At 68.2% G+C, this 16,400-nt stretch carries 14 protein-coding genes, 1 tRNA gene, 2 pseudogenes and 1 riboswitch; of the genes and pseudogenes, 6 read left to right on the top strand and 11 right to left on the bottom strand.

The annotated features are described in order from the left end of the window. Positions 1-10: 10 nt before the first annotated feature. Positions 11-1,276, top strand: a pseudogene (locus ACFWFI_RS04970) (MFS transporter); the annotation flags it as partial. Here ACFWFI_RS04970 and ACFWFI_RS04965 read toward each other — a convergent pair. Further along, entirely contained in the window at positions 1,225-1,569 is a 345-nt protein-coding gene (locus ACFWFI_RS04965) for a hypothetical protein (protein WP_387385665.1), read from the bottom strand. The pseudogene ACFWFI_RS04970 and the gene ACFWFI_RS04965 sit on opposite strands and share 52 nt — an antisense overlap. After that, positions 1,506-1,649: pseudogene (locus ACFWFI_RS04960) on the bottom strand (transposase); the annotation flags it as partial. The pseudogene ACFWFI_RS04960 and the gene ACFWFI_RS04965, both read right to left, overlap by 64 nt. 671 nt (positions 1,650-2,320) lie before the next feature. On the opposite strand from ACFWFI_RS04960, the gene ACFWFI_RS04955 reads away from it, so the two are divergent. The 3 genes from ACFWFI_RS04955 (at position 2,321) to ACFWFI_RS04945 (ending at position 5,778) form a co-directional block, all read left to right on the top strand. After that, the gene (locus tag ACFWFI_RS04955) at positions 2,321-2,890 is read left to right on the top strand and encodes a helix-turn-helix domain-containing protein (protein WP_387385568.1); all 570 of its coding nucleotides are present in this window, start codon (positions 2,321-2,323) and stop codon (positions 2,888-2,890) included. Between the two features lie 336 nt (positions 2,891-3,226). After that, positions 3,227-4,630 carry a peptide MFS transporter gene (locus ACFWFI_RS04950; RefSeq protein ID WP_387385566.1) on the top strand — a complete coding sequence of 468 codons (1,404 nt, stop codon included), beginning with the start codon at positions 3,227-3,229 and terminating at the stop codon, positions 4,628-4,630. A gap of 5 nt (positions 4,631-4,635) precedes the next feature. Further along, positions 4,636-5,778 carry an FAD-dependent oxidoreductase gene (locus ACFWFI_RS04945; protein ID WP_387385564.1) on the top strand — a complete coding sequence of 381 codons (1,143 nt, stop codon included), beginning with the start codon at positions 4,636-4,638 and terminating at the stop codon, positions 5,776-5,778. Positions 5,779-6,074: 296 nt separating this feature from the next. On the opposite strand, the gene ACFWFI_RS04940 is transcribed toward ACFWFI_RS04945, so the two are convergent. Beyond that, positions 6,075-6,983 (bottom strand): NmrA family NAD(P)-binding protein, encoded by a 909-nt coding sequence (locus ACFWFI_RS04940; RefSeq protein ID WP_387385562.1) that lies wholly within the window; start codon positions 6,981-6,983, stop codon positions 6,075-6,077. A 103-nt stretch (positions 6,984-7,086) separates the two neighbouring features. On the opposite strand from ACFWFI_RS04940, the gene ACFWFI_RS04935 reads away from it, so the two are divergent. Continuing rightward, complete coding sequence (locus ACFWFI_RS04935) at positions 7,087-7,647, top strand: TetR/AcrR family transcriptional regulator (protein WP_387385560.1); 561 nt, start codon at positions 7,087-7,089, stop codon at positions 7,645-7,647. Positions 7,648-7,843: 196 nt separating this feature from the next. Here ACFWFI_RS04935 and ACFWFI_RS04930 read toward each other — a convergent pair whose 3' ends face one another. The 8 genes from ACFWFI_RS04930 to ACFWFI_RS04895 all read right to left on the bottom strand — a co-directional run bounded on the left by ACFWFI_RS04930 (position 7,844) and on the right by ACFWFI_RS04895 (position 15,583). After that, positions 7,844-8,767: an LLM class F420-dependent oxidoreductase gene (locus ACFWFI_RS04930; RefSeq protein ID WP_387385558.1), complete on the bottom strand. Its 924-nt coding sequence runs from the start codon at positions 8,765-8,767 to the stop codon at positions 7,844-7,846. Positions 8,768-8,941: 174 nt separating this feature from the next. Beyond that, positions 8,942-10,069, bottom strand: a complete 1,128-nt coding sequence (locus ACFWFI_RS04925) for an LLM class flavin-dependent oxidoreductase (RefSeq protein ID WP_387385556.1) — start codon at positions 10,067-10,069, stop codon at positions 8,942-8,944. 89 nt (positions 10,070-10,158) lie between these two features. Further along, positions 10,159-11,226: an LLM class flavin-dependent oxidoreductase gene (locus ACFWFI_RS04920; protein ID WP_387385553.1), complete on the bottom strand. Its 1,068-nt coding sequence runs from the start codon at positions 11,224-11,226 to the stop codon at positions 10,159-10,161. Continuing rightward, the gene (locus tag ACFWFI_RS04915) at positions 11,223-12,617 is read right to left on the bottom strand and encodes an NtaA/DmoA family FMN-dependent monooxygenase (RefSeq protein WP_387385550.1); all 1,395 of its coding nucleotides are present in this window, start codon (positions 12,615-12,617) and stop codon (positions 11,223-11,225) included. Before ACFWFI_RS04915 ends, ACFWFI_RS04920 begins: the two co-directional genes overlap by 4 nt. Before the next feature lie 19 nt (positions 12,618-12,636). Further along, positions 12,637-13,851, bottom strand: coding sequence for an LLM class flavin-dependent oxidoreductase (locus ACFWFI_RS04910; RefSeq protein ID WP_387385547.1), 1,215 nt, complete (start codon positions 13,849-13,851; stop codon positions 12,637-12,639). Positions 13,852-13,925: 74 nt separating this feature from the next. After that, entirely contained in the window at positions 13,926-14,042 is a 117-nt protein-coding gene (locus ACFWFI_RS04905; RefSeq protein ID WP_387385662.1) for a putative leader peptide, read from the bottom strand. A gap of 47 nt (positions 14,043-14,089) precedes the next feature. Further along, positions 14,090-14,202: riboswitch (SAM riboswitch) on the bottom strand. A gap of 204 nt (positions 14,203-14,406) precedes the next feature. Then, positions 14,407-15,285 (bottom strand): glutathione S-transferase C-terminal domain-containing protein, encoded by an 879-nt coding sequence (locus ACFWFI_RS04900; RefSeq protein WP_387385544.1) that lies wholly within the window; start codon positions 15,283-15,285, stop codon positions 14,407-14,409. Between the two features lie 187 nt (positions 15,286-15,472). After that, positions 15,473-15,583: a putative leader peptide gene (locus ACFWFI_RS04895; RefSeq protein WP_387385541.1), complete on the bottom strand. Its 111-nt coding sequence runs from the start codon at positions 15,581-15,583 to the stop codon at positions 15,473-15,475. A 694-nt stretch (positions 15,584-16,277) separates the two neighbouring features. On the opposite strand from ACFWFI_RS04895, the gene ACFWFI_RS04890 reads away from it, so the two are divergent. Further along, positions 16,278-16,351, top strand: a tRNA-Met gene (locus ACFWFI_RS04890). Positions 16,352-16,400 lie beyond the last annotated feature (49 nt).

The raw sequence follows: 16,400 nt of genomic DNA, 5'->3' as shown, positions 1-16,400 counted from the left end.
GAGACCTTGCATGTCCACCAGCGCCACCGCCGGACGGCGAAGCGTCCTCGGCTCGAAGGACCGCGTCAAGACCGCGGTCGCCGCGGCCTTGGGTACCAGCGTCGAGAACTACGACTTCATCGCCTACGGCACCGCCTCCGCGCTCTACTTCGGCGCGGTCTTCTTCCCCGAGAGCGACCGGTTCGTCGGCACCCTTCTCTCCTTCGCCACCCTGGCCGTCGGTTTCGTCATGCGCCCCCTGGGAGGCGCCGTCGGCGGCTACTTCGCCGACAGGTTCGGACGCAAGCCCGTCCTGGTCACGGCGATGATCGTCATGGGCACAGCTACCTTCCTCATCGGCGTACTGCCCACCTTCGAGCAGGTCGGGGTGCTCGCACCGGTCCTGCTCGTGATCATCCGGATGGTGCAGGGCCTGGCGTTCGGCGCCGAATGGGGCGGCGCGATCACCATGGCCTACGAACACGCGCCCTGGCACCGCCGCGGTATGTTCGCGGCGATCCCGCAGTCCGGCAACCCCCTGGGCATCGCCCTCGCCAGCGGCGTGTTCGCCTTCAGCGACACACTGGAAGGCAGCTGGCAGTGGAGGACGCCGTTCCTGCTCAGTGCCGTCCTGGTCATCGTCGCGCTGATCGTCCGCTCCCGTCTGTCGGAATCCCCCGAGTTCCAGGAAGCCCAGGCCACCGGCAAGACCGAGAAGAACCCCCTGCTGGCGACCCTCGCCGGCGACTGGCGCGGCATCCTGCGCGTCATCGCCCTGCGCGTCGTGGAGTCCTTCGCCTACTACTCCACCGCGACCTACCTGCTCAACTACATCACCGACCGCCACCCCGATCTCCGGCCCGTCGCCCTCGGAGCCATCACCGCCGCCAGCATCCTCGCCATCGCCGTGACCTTCCTGGCCGGCGCTCTCACCGACCGCATCGGACGCCGCCCCATATACATCGCGGCCTGCACCGTGGCGATCCTGTTCGCCTTCCCGATGTACCTGCTCACCAACTCCGCCCAACCCGCCCTCGTGGTCACCGTCTTCATCATCGGTATCGGTCTCATCCACGCCTCGCTCACCGGGACCCAAGGGGCCTTGCTCACCGAGCAGTTCCGCACCGCGACCCGCACCTCCGGCGCCTCACTGGGCTACCAGATCGCCGCGGCCATCGGCGGCTTCGCACCGTTGCTCGCCGCCGCGCTGGTGGGAGCCTACGGCTGGCCGGGCGCTGCGCTGCTCTACCTGGGTGCGGCGCTGATCGGCCTTGCCGGCATCCTCTTGACGAAGGAGACCTGGGGCCGCAGCGAGCGGGAGCGCGTGTCACGGCTCGTGGCTGACGAGAAGACCGGCCGGGCACCGTCGCCGACAGCCGCGCCCCTGCCTGCCTCGTCCGAATCCCGCTGAAGGCGCACCCGACGCGCCGTGCGCCACAACCGCTCCGGTCCGAACAACACAGATTTTGGCGCGCGGCGGCTAAGTAGGCCCGTTGGAGCTGCTTGTTTCCTCTCCGGGAGGGGCTGTTCACTGCGGATCGAGGAGCCCGAGCTCCGGGTCGCCGGGGCGAGACCCGCATAAGCGGCCAGGTGGCGGCGGTCGGGAAGGTACTGCCGTCACCGACCTCGATCAGGATGCGGGCACCGGTCCTGGCTCCGACTCCCGGCATCGGCTCAGGACTTTCGAAAGAGGGTGAGCTTCCAGGAGTTCCTCGATCAGCCCTGCCAGCACCTTGCGCTGGTCGGGGCCGCCGCCGGTGGCCTCAACTGCCCGCATCCACCTCTTCATGGCCCAGAGCCTGAACCTCGGGCCACGAACTCACCATGAAGGAACAGGACTTCGCGCTCAGCTGATGGCCACTCAACTCGGCGCGGCCGACAACCGACACGGCGCGTCCTCCACCCAGCAGGCCCTCTGGCCCTGTTCCTTCCGGCGAGCCTCGTCGGCTGACGCGTCAAGCCTCCTGGGCTCGTCGGGCTGGGCCCTCGGGTGGTGCCTGAACGTCATCCGTTCCAGGGCACGGACCCGGAGCGCGGCGTACCGTGCCGGCGTCTCCTCGGCGGTGTCCTCACCGACCGCAGGTGCCCGAACTCGCGGGCCCGGACTGGGAGATCGCATCGACCTCGGTGAACGGCCACCGGAGGCCTTCGCGTAGGCATCGCGGTCGGAGATCGCCTCATACAGCTTCCTCCGGCCCGCGAGCAGGCTGTCAGGGAACCTGAACTCGCCACCTAAAAAGCTCCACGGCAGGTTGAGACGGCGCACTGCCAGTCATGATCAAGCACACTGAGAGAATAATTTTTTGAGACAGAACTCAAAGTCTCGTGTAGCGTCGCCGCCATGTTCGAGACTGACGAGTCTGATGTCACGCTCGGAGACCGCCTCCGTCGTCGTCGGAAAGCTCTCCACCTAACGCTGCAACAAGTCTCCGAAGCCACCGGCATCACTGTCGGTTACCTGTCGCAGCTTGAGCGCGGGCGCGCCAACGGGAGCGTCAGCACCCTGCAGAAGATTTGCGGTGTACTGAAGCTCAACGTCGGTGATCTCTTCGCGTCCAGCAGTACGCCAACACGGCCGGTTCTGCGTTTCGCGGACGCCACCAGTCGACAGTTCGGCAACAAGGCGTCCAAGTTCAAGCTGACCCCGGCGCATTTCGACCACCTCGAAGTGCTCCTCGGCACCTTTGAGCCCGGCGGCAACACCGGCACGGACCAGTACACGCACGGCGCTTCCGAAGAACTCCTCCTGGTGCTGGAAGGCCAGGTCGAATTACAGGTCGGCACCACAACCCACACCCTCGGCCCGCTCGATTCCGTGAGCTACAACAGTGGTCACCCCCACAAGGTCACCGAACGCACGGGTACACACCCCGCCAAGGTCATGTGGGCCATGGCGCCCCCCACGTACTGACCAGCACACCTCATGTCACGCGTGGCCACGCCCCGTCGGGGACCGGAGTCGCCTGTGCGGGGTGATCCAGGAGCCGCCCCGTTCACGCGCGTCCCACGGGGCCGCAAGAGCCTGACCTTCCACACGATCCCGCTCAGGACCGTCGGATCACCCAACCGCCTGCGGCCACACGAAGCCGGACGGTCGAACTCCCGTTCCGGCACCGGCACATCATGGCGACGTATCACTCGGCAACAGCCCACGATCATCTGACGAGACACCCAAGGAGTTGTTTTGTCCGTTACGTCCCCGCAGCGTGCCCAGAATGCGAAGTCCGGACTCCGGGGCGTCGGAGGGATGGCGTTCACGGAACTCTGGGAACGCTTCTCCTTCTATGGCCTGCAGAGCATCCTCGCGTTCTACCTCCTGGACGCGTTGAGCCAAGGAGGGCTCGCCCTTCCCGCCGTCGCAGCGGTCGGCATCACGGGCGCCTATGGCGGTGCCGTCTACCTGGCCCAGCTGCTGGGCGCTTGGGCCGGCGAGCGCCTTGTCAGCCCCCATACGCTCGTCCTCGGTGGCGGCATCGTCATCACCCTGGGCCACATCGTGCTCGCCGTCGCGCCGGGGCTGCTCGGGCTCGGCACAGGTCTCGTCCTGATCATCCTCGGCACGGGCGCGTTGAAGACCAACATCACCTCCATCGTGGGCTTCATCCTCGCGAGCGAGAGTGCCGCCAAGAAGGACGCCGGCTTCTCGTACTTCTACATGGCGATCAACATGGGCGCCGTCCTGGGCCCGTTGACCACGGGCCTCGCCCAGAATCAGTGGGGCTTCCACGTCGGGTTCGGGCTCGCCGCGGTAGGCATGGTCATCGCCCTCGTCCAGTACGTCCGATCGGCACGCTTCCTGCCTTCTCGTGCCAGCCAGGTCATCAACCCGCTGCCCGCGACAGCACTGCCCAAAGCTCTCTGCATCGCTGTCGCCGCGATCGCGGTCATCACCCTGGCGGCCCTGACCGGCCTCCTCAAGGCCGAGCGGCTCTCCTTGATCGTCACGGTGGGGACCCTCCTCACTGCCGCCGCCTATTTCACGATCATCCTGCGCTCAGGGAACGTGACCTCCTTCGAGCGCCGCCGCGTGAGCTCCTACATCCCACTGTTTCTCGGCGCAGCCCTGTATTTCGGGCTGCTCTTCGCGAAGTTCACCGCAATCTCCCTTCTGGTCAAGAGCCGCGTGGACCTCAGCATCGGCGACTGGTCGTTCCCCGTCGGCTGGATCACCATGATCTCGTCCGCGTCCGGCGTGGCCATGCTCCCGGTCGGCGCCGCCATCTGGAAGAGGATGGGGGCACGTCAGCCGAAGGCCGGTACCAAGTTCGCCATCGGTCTCGTGCAGATAGGCCTGGGCTTCGCGTTCATCCTGGTGATCTCCGCACTGTTCGACGGCACCACAATTCCGTTCTCCTACATCGTCGTGTTCATGTTCATCATGGGCAGCTCCGAGATCTTTGTCGGGCCCATCGGCCTCTCCCTGGCCACGCAGATCGCGCCGAAGGCCTTCACCGCACAGATGGTCGCCATCAACTTCCTCACGCTGGCTCTCGGTTCCTCTCTCTCGGGCCTGCTGGGGCAGTACTTCACCGCCGTCTCGAACAACACCTACTTCATGACCCTCGCGCTCGGAGCAGTCGCTGCGGGCCTGTCGCTGTACGCGTTTCGAAGGCCCATCCACCGCAGCCTGTATGCCGGAATCGAGATCTGATCCACATGCCCACTCCTCGCATCGCCGTGATCGGAACGGGAACCATCGGAGCGCAGACGCTCTGGCAACTCGCCAAGCAAGGCGCCGACGCGACCGGCTACGAACTCTTCAGCCCGGGGCACTCGCATGGAGCCGCCGGCGGCGAAACCAGGCTGTTCCGCCATATCGACGTAGAACACCTGGAGTACCTGCCCATCACCGCCCGGGCGGATCTCATCTGGCACGAGCTCGAAGAGGAGTCCGGACGCACGCTGCGCAACCTGACCGGCGCCCTCGCCATCGGCAGCACCGCCAGCCCCGCAACGCACACCGCGCTCGAGAGCGCAGCCCTTCTCGGCAGCCGCGCCGAGGTGCTCAGTCGCGAGGAAGCACAGCTGCGATTTCCGCAATACCGGCTGCACGAGGACGAGATCGCGATCCTCGACAAGGGCGCCGGCATCATCTTCCCCGAACGCACCGTTCGTGCCGTCGCGGACGCGGCCGTCGCACGCGGCGCACGAATTCTGCGCGAGTGCCGTGTCACGGCCATCAACCAAGTCGGCAGCGAGGTCGACATCGTGGCCGACAACGGTACAGAACGCTACGACCGAGTCGTCGTCGCAGCAGGCGCGTGGACCGCCACCCTCTTGCCGGAGGTGGCACCGTACCTCGCGACGCGGCGCCTCATCTCATCGTGGTACCTGCCCAAAGCTGGAAGCACGCTCGACGGAATTCTCCCCTACTTGCGCACGGAACCCGATTACTCGTACGGGCTGCCGACCGCGGACGGCCTGGCCATGAAGCTCGGCGTCGGATTCCGCGACCACCTGCCCATCAAGTCCCCGGACACCGCGCCCCTGCGCATCACCGGCAGGGACCTCGAGCCCATCCGTGCCGTCGCCCGGGACCTCTTCCCGATGCTGGATGACTACCCGATGCGTGCCCAGGCGTACTTCGAGGCCTACACGCATTCACGCATCGAGTTCATGCGCGAGCACCCGAGCATGCCCTCGGTCTTCGTCTGCGCCGGCTTCTCCGGCAAGGGCTTCAAGAACGCACCGGCCTTCGGCGAGCTGGCCGCCCGAGCGGTCCTCGGCCTGCCGCCGAAGAACGACAGCTCGGCATTCATCCTCAACGCCGAGCATCCGTCCCGCCCAGTATCCGCCTGACCATGTCAGAGGAACGAGAACGAGCGGCTGCCCAGCGTGTGGAGGCCCTGCGGGAGGGGGCGGACCGGGGTTCTCACCGAGTTGCGGGATGCCGAGCTCGACTGGGAGCGTTTCGTTGTCTCACGGGAGACCGGGGGACGCGCGGCGCGGGGAGTTCCCGTATGTGGCACGGAACTTGGTGCTGCCGATCCTGACCGCGGTGGTGACCTGGGGGCGGTTCGGACCGCATTCTTTCCGACGCGGACCGGGCCGCGGCGCCGGTCGCGGCCCGATCTCCCATTCAGCGCCGATCGGCGTCACCTGGTGTCCCTGAGGTGGTCTCGCGCCCAGGCATCGAAGCGGGTGAGGGGCAGACCCAGATCCCGTGCGAACTCGGGGCGGGCGGGCTGGGGCTGTTCGTTGATACGGGCCTGCGCGAAGCCCATGCCGGGCATCCCGGCGGCGGTCGCCTCCTCTTCCGTCATGTCGGGTGCGGCCAGCCCGGTACCCAAAGTTCGGGAGAGGACCGCGGCGATCTCCGTCATCGTCAGGAAGTCACCCGCCAGTTCAAGCTCGACCCTGTCGAACCGCTTCGGCTCGGCGACGGCCGCGGCGGCTGCCGTGCCGATGTCGTCGACCGCGATCAGGGACAACCGGGTCGCGGGCTTCAGCAGGCTCACCAGCCCGCCCTCGACCCCGCGAGGGAACATGATCTGCGCGGAGGGACGGAAGTTCTCCATGAAGAACCCCGGTTTGATGAGCGTCCAGTGCGTGAAGCCCGCCTCACGGACCCGGTCCTGGATCCCGGCCTTGGCGGTGTAGTACGGCTCCATCCAGGCCCACCGGCCCTTGACCCAGCTGACGTGCTGCCCCGCACCGGAGACAGAGGTGTGCACGAACTGCGGGACCCCGGCAGCTCGCGCACCATCGATCAGGTTGCCGGCCTGCGCGACCTCGCCCTCGAACCCACGGCCGTCCATGTCGGGCATCTGGACGGAGAAGACGGCGCGCACTCCCTCGGCGGCCCGGGCGACGGAGCCCCGGTCGTCGAGGTCGCCGGTGACCAGTACGCCGCCAAGCGCTTCGACGGCCTTCGCCCGGGCGGTCGCGGGATTGCGGACCAGTGCCCGAACGGGAATCCCTGCCGTGAGCAGGGCGCGAGCGGTGGCGCCACCTTGCTGACCTGTGGCACCGACGACCAGGACCGGGGCGGACTCAGTGTTCATGATGCTCCTCGGATCACATCCGGACGTAAACGGCGGGGCCCGCCATTTACTTCCGAGTACGATACGGAGGGCCCCGCCACTTAGCAAGCACGGAGATGACGCCATGACGGTCCAGCGCGCGGATGCCCGGCGCAACTACGCACTGATCCTCGCCGTGGCGGAAGAGGAGGTCGCCGCGCACGGAGCCGACGCCTCCCTGGAGCAGATCGCCCGCACCGCCGGAGTCGGATCGGCCACCGTGCGCCGGCACTTCCCCAGCCGCCGGGCCTTGCTGGAGGCCGTGTTCAGCAACCGGATCGACGCCCTGTGCGCCCGTGCCGCGGATCTCGTCGACGCGGATGATCCCCGAGCCGCGCTACTGGACTGGCTGAGCGCCCTCACCACGTACGCAACCTCCGCGCGCGGCATGGCCGATGCGCTGCTCCAGGACGGGACGGCAGACGCGGACCACGTGAATGCCTGCTCGGCACGGCTCGGCGGCGCGGTCGATCCGCTACTGCACCGCGCCGCCCGGGCCGGCGCAGTGGCACCAGAGGTGACCACTGCCGACCTGATCTCGCTGGTCACCGGCGTCGCACTCGCCACGGAGCATCATCCGGAACCCGCGGCCGAAGCGAACAGACTGCTCGCCCTGACGGTACGGGGGATCAGCCCGCAAAGGTGACGATCCTCCCGAACACCTCTCGCGCGTCCATCCTGCGGTGGACCGGCAACGCCTGGTCCAGCGGCAGCCCGCGTGCACCCCCACCGAGAGGTCGCGGGCGCTGGCACTGAAGGTGAGGCGGATGCTTGCGAGGGTGACCTTGCGGAAGCCGATGGGGGTCCAGAGGTTGTCCGGACTGTCATTGGGACTGCGGCGCTCAGCCAGCCAGCTCTCCAAGGAGTGCCCAGGTACGGCGCCGGTCTGCCTCTCCGGCGATTTCGGTCCCCGAGAAGACCACCTCTGTCGCCCCGGCGTCCCGGTAACGTCGCACCTCATCGGCAACGGTCCGCTCGTCGCCGATCACAGCCACATCGACGGCGCGCTGGGCGCCGGAGAGTCCGATTACCCGCGCGTAGGACGGGATCTGCTCGTAGAACGCGAGTTGCTCGGCGGCCTTCTCCCGTACGGAGTCGACCTCGTCGGTGACCACGCCATGCACAAGGGCGACGATCCGGGGCGTGGGCCGGCCAGAGGCCTCTGCCGCAGCGGTGACCGCGGGAACAATGTGTTCACCAAGAGCGCGCGGCCCGGCAAGATAGGGCAGGATCCCATCCGCCAGTTCACCGCTGGCACGCAGCGCCTGGGGTCCCATCGCGGCGACGAGCAATGGCACGCCGGCCTCGGCGCCCGGCACCCGTGCGGGGATCGGTGTCGTCGCGGTGAGCAGTTCACCGTGGAAGTCCGCTGCGCCGGACTCGGTCAACTGCCGTAGCGCGATGAGGAATTCGCGTAGGCGCCCGATGGGCCGTTCGAAGGGGATACCAAAGCCAGCCTCGGTCAGGAGCTTGGTGCCGAGCGCCAGTCCGAGATGGTAGCGGCCGTGCGTGGCCGCCTGGGCGGTCTGGGCCTGGCTGGAGACCAGCAGCGGGTGGCGGCCGAAAACAGGGATCGCCGACGTACCCACGTGCAGGCCGGGCACCTCTCTCCCGACGACCGCCGCGAGCAGAGGCGAGTCGGCACCGAAGGTCTGCCCGAACCAGGCCGACCGCAGCCCGGCAGCCGCGGCCTCATGTGCAAGCCGCACGGACGCGTCGACCTGGTTGTCGGCGTCGGTCGCGTTGAGCGCTACTCCTGTAGTCATGTCAGCGAAAACCGGACCGGCCCGCCACGCATTCCGATCCTTGTGTGACGGCTGCATGTCAGTCGTGTGCACTCGGCCGGAGCTGCAACTCCGGCTCCAGCTCCGACGAACATCAGCGGGGAGGGCGGGTTCTCCCTCAGCTGACCGCAGTGATCGGTGAACAGGGCGACCGGCTCACCGGCGTTGCCACTCCTCGGCCAGCAATTCGTAGGAACGCACCCGGTCGGCGTGGCCATGGGTGATGGTGGTGACAAGCAACTCATCGGCCTCAGTGGCTTCCTGGAGTTGTTCGAGCTGGTCGGCCACACGCCCGGGAGATCCGACGAACTGGGTGTCGACGCGGTCCGCGACCAGCTCCCGGTCGGCGTCGGTCCACACGTGGGCACGGGCCTGTTCGGGGGTGGGGAACTCGATGGCGCCCTCGGCGGTGCGGATGCTGCGGACCCATGGACCGTAGCCGGTGGCGAGTTCGCGGGCGGTCTTGTCGTCCTCGGCGACGACGACATCGGCGGAGACGCTGACGTACGGCTTGTCGAGTACCTCGGACGGCTGGAACGCGGCGCGGTACCCCTCGGCGGCCTCCAGGACGGTGGCCGGGCTGACGTGGTAGTTCGCGGCGAAGCGCAGACCGTTACGGCCTGCGACGTCGGCGCTCTGGCCGCCGCTGCTGCCCAGGATCCACACCTGCACGTCGGCGCCCTCGCCGGGGACGGCGTGCGCCTCGATGCCGGCCCCGGACCGGTACGTACCCCGCAGCAGCGCGAGGATGTCGTCGATCTGCTCACCATAGTCCTGTGGCTGGGCACCCGTTTGATGCAGCAGCTGCTGCTGGAGTGCGATCCTGGGTGAGCCGAGCAGGCGCTCGAAGGAGAACTTCGGTGGGATTCTCAGCCCGTTGGGTGCTCGTCCGTCGACGACGGGAATCGAGATCGGCGAGGACTCCCCGGAGCGCCTGGCGGGACGTCCGCCTGAGCGGCCGAGGCCCAGGTCGAGCCGCCCAGGGTGCAGGGCGTCGATCAGGCCGAACTCCTCCACGGTGGACAGGGCGGTGCGATGGCCGAGCTGTACAGCCCCGGAGCCGAGCCTGATCGTCGAGGTCGCGGAGGCGGTCAGGGCCAGCATCACGGCCGGAGAAGTGCCGGCCACACCGGGGTTGAGGTGGTGTTCGGCGAACCAGTAGCGGGCGTAGCCGAATCGCTCGGCCTGCCTGGCCAGGTCGATGGTGTTGCGAAGCGTCTCAGCAGCGGTGGAGCCGGACGAGATCGGGACGAGATCGAGGACCCCGAGGGGGATGCGGGACACGGCCTGGTTTCTCCTCAGTGTTCGGCGGCAAGGGCAACGGACGCAGGTATGGAACCGGCCGCGCCCTCGGCCGTGGCGTCGGCAGGGCCTTACTCGTGCTCGGCGAGCACCGGCTCCCAGGCGAACGGCGGGTCGGGGACGTCCCGCCGCAGCACGGGGGCGATGTCGGACTGGAAGAGTTCGAGCGAGTCGCGGTGCTGGGCGTCGGTGAGACCACCCGCGTCCGCGTGCAGGTGCAGGACGGTGTGCCCGAACTGCTCGTGGTAACGGTGCACCTTCTCGATCACTTGCTGGGGACTGCCGATCAGCGCCGAACTCCGCTCGACGAAGTCCACCAGAGTCGGGAACACCGGCTCGATGCCCAGCCGCTTCTGGAAGGCGAGATATCCCTCGAACACCGGGCGGTACGCTGCGATCGCCTCCTGTGAGGTGCGGGCAGCGTAGTAGCCCGCTGTCCCCGCGCCGACAGCGATGCGCGCCGGGTCGTGTCCGTAGTACTCCCAGCGCTCGCGGTAGTAGCGGATCAACTCCGCGTACGGCTCGATGGTGTTGGTGACGTTCGCGGAGAAGAGCGGGTCGCCGTACCGGGCGGCCAGGTCGACCGACTCCTTACTCGTGGCGCTGCCGTGCCAGACTCGGACGGGTTGTTGGAGCGGCCTCGGCCACACCTCCGCGTCCTTCAGCTCGGGGCGGAAACGCGTCGCGGCAGTCACCTTGTTCTGCCGCCAGATCCGGCGGAACACCTCATAACTCTCGGCGTTGCGGTCCCACTGGTCCTCGGGCGTGACGTGGAACAGCTCACGCTGGGCTGCTCCGTTGCCCTTGCCTATGATCAACTCCAGCCGCCCGCCGGACAGATGGTCCAGGGTCGCGTAGTCCTCGTAGGCACGCACCGGGTCCAGCAGGCTGAGGGTGGTGACAGCGGTGAACAGCCGGATCCGGGAGGTGAGCGCGGCGATATGGCTGAGGACGACCGGCGGTGAGGAGGAGATGAACGGCCGCTCGTGCCGCTCCCCCACGCCGAAGCCGTCGAACCCCAACTCCTCTGCGAGCAGCGCGTTGTCGATGACCTCGCGGAATCGCTCGTTGGTCGGCTTCTGCACGCCGGTCACCGGATCGGGGGCGTGGGTGATGAGGGTGATGGCCAGGAACTTCATGAGGCTGCCCGCTGACCCGGCGCGTCGGCGTCGGGGTGGGCCAGGCCGAGATGGTCGCGCAGGGTCGTGCCCTCGTACTCCGTACGGAACACGCCTCGCTCCTGTAGCAGCGGGACCACGGTGTCGGCGAACACGTCCAGTCCGCCGGGGGTGATGTGCGGGGCGAGGATGAAGCCGTCGGCGGCGTCGGCTTGGACGAAGGAATTGATGGTCTCGGCGACGGTGGCCGGAGAGCCGACGAAGGCCTGGCGGCTGCCTGTCTCGATGACCAGGTCTCGGATCGACCAGTTGTTCGCGGCCGCGCGCTCCCGCCATTCCCGGGCGATGGCCAGTGGGTCGCGGTACATCCGTACCTGGGCGCGGCCGCGGGCGATCGTGTGCTCGCCGAGATCCGGGTCGATGTCGGGAAGCGGGCCGTCCGGGTCGTACGCGGACAGGTCGCGGTTCCAGACGAACTCCAGGTGCTTGATCGCTGTGGCGCCGCTGACCTGCTGGCGACGTACCTCGCGGGCCACCTCCTGCGCCTCGGCGTCCGTGTCGCCGACGACGAAGGTCGCGGCGGGCAGGATCAGCAGCTGGTCGTGGGCGCGGCCGTGGCGGCTGAGGCGGCCCTTGACGTCGGAGTAGAACGCCTGGCCCTCCTTGAGGGTGCTGTACCGGCTGAAGATCGCGTCGGCGCTGGAGGCCGCGAACTCGCGTCCTTCGTCGGAGTCGCCGGCCTGGAAGATCACTGGACGGCCCTGCGGGCTGCGCGGGACGTTGAACTGCCCTTCGATGTCGAAGTGTTGCCCCTTGTGCACGAAGGCTCCGGCTTGCGCGTCCCGGAGGAAGGTGCCGGTGTCCTGGTCGGCGACGATCTCGTCACCGTGCCAGGAGTCGAAGAGTTCGTTCGCAGTGGCCAGGAACTCCTCGGCCCTGGAGTACCGCTCCTCCTGCGGGAGGAACCCGCCGCGGCGGAAGTTCTCGCCGGTGAAGGCATCCCACGAGGTGACGACGTTCCACGCTGCGCGCCCGCCCGAGAGGTGGTCAAGGCTGGCGAACTGGCGGGCCACTTCGTAGGGCTCGTTGAAGGTGGAGTTGATGGTGCCGGTCAGGCCGAGGTGTTCGGTGACGGCGGCGAGTGCGGACAGCACGGTGAAGGTGTCGGGGCGCCCCACTACGTCCAAGTCGTATATTTTGCCGCCCTGTTCGCGCAGTCGCAGCCCCTCGGCGAGGAACAGGAAGTCAAACTTGGCGCGTTCCGCGGTACGAGCCAAGTGCGCGAACGAGCTGAACTCGACGTGGCTGCCCGCCTCGGGGTCACTCCACACGGTGGTGTTGTTGACGCCGGGGAAGTGGGCCGCGAGATGTATCTGCTTGAGCGGCTTGCCGGTGCCCTTGCTGGTGCTCATGATCGGTGGTCCCTCCGGCTCAGACGGTGGCGTAGCGGTTGGCGGGGCGGGAGAGTCCGAGCAGCCCGCGCAGGGTGTCGGCCTCATAGGCCCGCCGGAAGGCGTCGCGGCGCTGCAGTTCGGGCACCAGGCCGCGGGTGATCGCCTCGAGGTCGTGGCCGATCACGGCGGGACGCAGCCGGAAGCCGGACAGTCCGGCCTGCTGCCACTCCAGAAGCAGGTCCGCCAGCTGCGTGGGCGTGCCGGTGAAGACCTTCGCGTCGCTGGTGTACGCATGGCCCGCGAGGCCGTCCAGCCGGTCCCGGCGGGCCGCCGCCGCTGCGGGTTCGTCGTCGAGGAACACCACCAGGTCGCCGAAGACGTGCAGGGGCTCCCCCGCACGCCCCGCCGCGGCCTGCTCGGTGCGGATCTCGTCGACGATGGCACGGGCCTGGTCGCTGTCGTGCGGGGTGACGTACCCGATGTCTGCCGAGCGTGCGATCAGCCGGTACGGAACGGTCGCGTGCCCCAGTGCGCTGACGACCGGCTGCCCCTGCGGTGGCCGGGGCGTGATGGAGGGGCCCTTGACGCTGAAGTGGCGGCCCTCGAAGTCGATGTAGTGCAGCTTGTCGCGGTCGATGAAGCGGCCGGTGGCGACGTCCCGGATCTCCGCGTCGTCCTCCCAGCTGTCCCACAGGCGGCGCACCACCTCGACGTAGTCGGCGGTCTCGTCGAAGAGTCCGGTGATCACTTCCTGGATCTCCGGTGGGTATGCCTCTCCGAAGCGGATGTGCGGGATCGTACGGCGGCCGAAGTGCGCCGCCTCGTTCTGCCGCCCCGACACCTGAACCCGCAGGCCCGCCCGACCGGAACTGACATAGTCCAGGGTGGCGATGGCCTTGGAGATGTGGAACGGCTCCGTGTGGGTGGCGACCACGGTCGGTACGATCCCGATGTGCCGGGTCAGCGGGGCGACGCGCGCGGCGATGAGTACCGCGTCCAGTCGCCCATGCACCTGATCGGTACGCCCGTCGGGCTCCGTGAAGTGCGAGGACTGGAGCCCGAGCCCGTCCTCGATCGTCACGAAGTCGAGCAGACCCTGCTCGGCCTCCGTGATGATGTCGGACCAGTACCTCGCGGAGAACAGGTCCCGGGGCCGGGCTCCCGGCTCGCGCCATGCGGCCGGGTGCCAGCCCGCGCCGTCGAGAGCGACGGCGAGGTGAAGCGCGGAGGACGGGGAAGAAGATGAGGACACGAAAGGGCGCCTTCCTGATTGACCGTACGTGATCGCCGGCCTTCGTCGGGAAGGTTCGGCGGCAGGAGAACGGGTCAGGAACAACAGAGCGCGCCGGCGACACGCTGCAGGTCGATGTGGGCCCGGGAGTACAGGTGGAGACGCCGTCGCGGGGCAAGAACCCTGACAGGCAGGCGGGGCACGGGTGGCATGACAGTCACTTCCGCCCTCCGTCTCGGCGGACCCGAGGGTCTCGCCCGCATCGCGCTTGCGGAACCCGGCCGGGCTCCGCCTGGTCATCACCTGGAGCACCCCGCCGCGCAGGAGGGTTGCCGGTCAGCAAGCCAGGGCTTGACGCTGACACTCATAACCTTCCCCGGAGGCTACGCGTGGCACCTGCCCTGCGCAATGTCCGAAGATCATGGTCATGCTCACATCCACGACGCACAACAACACTGCAACGCCGTCTGTTCCGTCCAGCCGTCCCGAGTGGGGCCGGGCCGGCGGCCGCCTTGCACCAACCGTAGATGCGACGGAGGGAAAGCCCCTCAGCACTGTTGCAGCTCGGGCCTCCGCTCAGCCGGGCTGCTCCCCGGCTGCCGGGGCCTCTTTCGGTGCGTATGCCGCCGCCCAGTCCACGATCTGCACGGCCGCACCCGCGGATTCCAGGCCCTGGCAGTGTGCGTCGTGCCTACGGTCGATGCCGTCCAGGTCGAGGTGGGAGCCGAAGGCGGGGAGCGATGCCAGGCGCCGTGCGTAGGCCCACAGCCGCGGGTGGCCGGCGATGCGGTGCACCGCATCGGCGTCAAGGTGGCGCCGGTGCACGGTGTCCAGTTGCAGCAATGTCACCCACACCTGCACATCGGCCGTGGTCAGTTCGCTGCCCAGTACGTACTCCTGGAACGCGAGCAGCTGCTCGAGCGAGTCCAGCGCGCTGATCAGGGTGGAGAGAGCGGTGTCACGTGCCGTGCCGTCGGTGCCGGGCTGCCCGGCGCGCTGCGCGGCTTCGTTGATGTCCTGCTCACAGAGGTGTCCGATGGTCCCGATCTTCTCCTCGGTGCCGAACGGCTGGAGTGTGGGGCCACAACCGCGGAAGTACCGAGCGAGGTCGTGGAGGATGTCGGGGGTGTGCGTGCTGACGATCCGCCCCGTCCAGCCATCGCTGAGCACAGGCGCCGCAGCCGGGCCGGGGTGCTGGTGCGAACTGGCCTCGTACAGCGGGCGCAGCGTGGCGTGGCTGCCATCGGGGCCGTCGGGCACCGACGGCAGCAGCGTCACCGGGAGGATGTCGTCGAGGCGGAGCAGGCTGTGGGTGACGGCGATCTGCAAACAGGACGGACAGGACAGTGAGAGGTGGAGCCGATAGCGGTGCGGTGCGGCGTAGTAGCCGCTGCGTGTGTCACCGCCGATCCTTCCACGGAAGGAGGGGGTGGTTGTCGAGGGTGCTCCGAGCATGCGTCTCCCTGGTCCAGGTCGCGGTACGCGGGTTGTGTGGGCAGATCCGGTGTTCGGATTCGGGCACGCAGACATGCGGCGGCGTGCAGCGCGGCGGCAACGGCGCGCGACGATGCGCAGAAGGATGGGGAGTCGGATGGGGTGCGCAGGCGCGGGCTAAGCCGCTGCCGATGTCGCCGCTTCCGCCTCAGCCGAGAGGACTCGCCGCGCTGCAGACGCGCAGCAGATCAATGTGGCGACGGGAGGTCAGCAACGGCAGCTGGAGCGCGCAGATCGTGTCCCGCTCTGAACGCCCCATGGTCTCCTGCCCGTTCGCTCACATTCTCCCCTGGAGTGTCGAACCGCTTGCGGGCCTCGTCAAGAGTGCCCACTGACTCCACCGGGAAATCTTGCATGGTGAGAACGGCGGGAACGGTGAGCAGTACGGGCGCCGACGGCTCCGCAGCGGCCCGAAGGCGGGTCCGGGAGCAGGCAGGTCCGCAAGGGGCCTCATGCGGCACGGTCAACTGCGCAGGTGAGCAGGGCGTACGCCGGTCAGAGAGGGACTCCTGCCTGCCGGCGCGATCTCCCGGCCCCGGTCAGGGTGTGAATCGAAAGCGGATCTCCAGCGTCGGATGATCGTGGTTCGTGGCGCGGAGATCTCGCAGACGGGCCGTGGGCGGTGCTGGAGCCGTTGTTGCCGAGGAGCCGCAAGCCCAAGCCCGGCCGGCCAGCCGGCCGCGGGATCTCCGAGTCCCTGGCCGGCCGACGCCCTGCCGACAACGCCACGCCGGACTACGGGCGCCTCTACCCGCCGTCCCAACAGGCGGAGCCGTCATCCCCAGCCCATCGCGTCAAAGCCGGCCACCATTGCACACCGTCGCACGCATCCTCACCGCCCAAACCGACCAGACGGGCATCCAACTCATCACCATCGCTGAACAGCCATGCACCTGGGCGAGGCGAAGCTGGTCAGGGGCACCTTGGTGGTGGCGTAGAGTGGGGTTCACCGACGCGGGGTGGAGCAGCTCGGTAGCTCGCTGGGCTCATAACCCAGAGGTCGCAGGTTCAAATCCTGTCCCCGCTACTAGAACATCGAAGGGATCACGGCCACGATCCCCAGGATGCCCCAGGTG

Source organism: Streptomyces sp. NPDC060209 (assembly GCF_042728155.1).
Lineage (GTDB): Bacteria > Actinomycetota > Actinomycetes > Streptomycetales > Streptomycetaceae > Streptomyces.
This window is presented reverse-complemented; position numbering and strand designations above follow the sequence as displayed.